The sequence below is a fragment of the Cereibacter sediminicola genome (assembly GCF_007668225.1).
Lineage (GTDB): Bacteria > Pseudomonadota > Alphaproteobacteria > Rhodobacterales > Rhodobacteraceae > Cereibacter_A > Cereibacter_A azotoformans.
In genome coordinates, this window is record NZ_VDEK01000095.1 from 1 (window position 1) to 1,538 (window position 1,538).

At 65.8% G+C, this 1,538-nt stretch carries 1 protein-coding gene; it reads left to right on the top strand.

All coding sequences use genetic code 11. The features are described 5' to 3' along the window. The first annotated feature begins 115 nt into the window (after positions 1 to 115). Complete coding sequence (locus FG154_RS20435; protein ID WP_145111962.1) at positions 116 to 1,528, top strand: IS4 family transposase; 1,413 nt, start codon at positions 116 to 118, stop codon at positions 1,526 to 1,528. Positions 1,529 to 1,538 lie beyond the last annotated feature (10 nt).

The following is a 1,538-nucleotide window of genomic DNA, read 5'->3' on the forward strand; positions in this document are numbered from 1 at the left end:
GCTTGCAGTTACCCACAAGTTGGTGCGGTGAATTGATTCACCTGCCAGCCTTGGTCTTGGCGACGACAATACGGTCATGATTCGTCATGTGGCACCGAATGCGTGAGGTGCGGGCATGGGGCAGAGCTGGGTGGAAACGGAAACCGCCGGGTGCGATCTGGGGGATGAGCGGCTGAACCGGCGGCTCGGGGCTATGCTCGAGGCCCTCGGGGAGCGGCCGGGGAAATCGCTGCCGACGGCGTTCCAGGACTGGTCGAACACCAAGGCGGCCTACCGGTTCTTTTCCAACGGGAATGTCAGCGAAGACAAGATCCTCGCGGGGCATTTCGCGGCCTCCGCCCTGCGCATCCGGGCAACGGGCGGTCCCGTGCTGATCCTGCAGGACACCACGGAATTCAACTTCAAGCGCGCGGCCCCGGAGAAAATCGGCTTCACCCATGTCTCGACCGGGCACAAGCTGAAGGACGGCCGCCGCAGGAAGCATGCCGTCTGCGGGTTCCAGATGCATGCCAGCCTTGCGATCACGCCGGACGGGTTGCCGCTCGGGCTGACGTCAGCCAAGTTCTGGTCCCGCGCCGCATTCAAGGGCACCGCTGCGCTCAAGCGTAAGATCAACCCGACCCGCGTGCCCATCGAGCAGAAGGAAAGCATGCGCTGGCTCGACAATCTGCGCCTGTCGACCGAGCTGGCGGGTGCGCCGGAGCGCTGCGTTCATGTCGGTGACCGCGAGAGTGACATCTACGAGCTCTACTGCCTGGCCGAGGAACTCGGGACCGGCTTCCTCGTCCGGAGCTGCGTCGACCGCCTGGCAGAAGATGGCGGCACGACCATCGCCAAGGTCATGGCGCAGGTGCAGGCGAGCGGCACCCACGAGGTGCGGTTCCGGGACGCGCAGGGCAAGGACCATTGCGCCGTGCTGACGGTCCGGCATGCCACGATGACGGTCCGCCCGCCGATCGGAAAGCAGCGGAAATACCGGCACCAGGAGCTCCAGATCATCCATGCCGAGGAACTCGACCCGCCGCAGGACCGGGCGCCTGTCCACTGGAAGCTGATCACGAACCTGCCGGTGGCGACCCACGTGGAGGCCGTACACAAGCTCGAATGGTACGCGCTGCGCTGGAAAATCGAGACTTTCTTCCGGACGCTGAAAACCGGCTGCCGGATCGAGGAGCTGCGCCTGGCCACGGCCGATCGCCTGGCCAACTGCATCGCGCTCTGCTGCGTCGTGGCCTGGCGGGTGTCATGGCTGGCGATGCTCAGCCGCGAGACGCCAGGAGCCGACCCCGCTGCTGTTTTCACGCAGGACGAGCGCCACCTGCTCGACCAGGCGACGCCAGAGAGGAAGCGCCAGGCGCCGCGCGACCTCGAATTCTACGTCAGGGCTGTTGCTCGTCTCGGAGGCTATCTCAACCGCGCTTCCGATGCGCCACCGGGGACGACGGTGATATGGCGGGGCTTCTCCCGCCTCGCCGACCTCGTCGAAGGTGCCCGCCTCGCAAGGCCCCCGGCGGATACTTGTGGGTAACTTCAAGCCG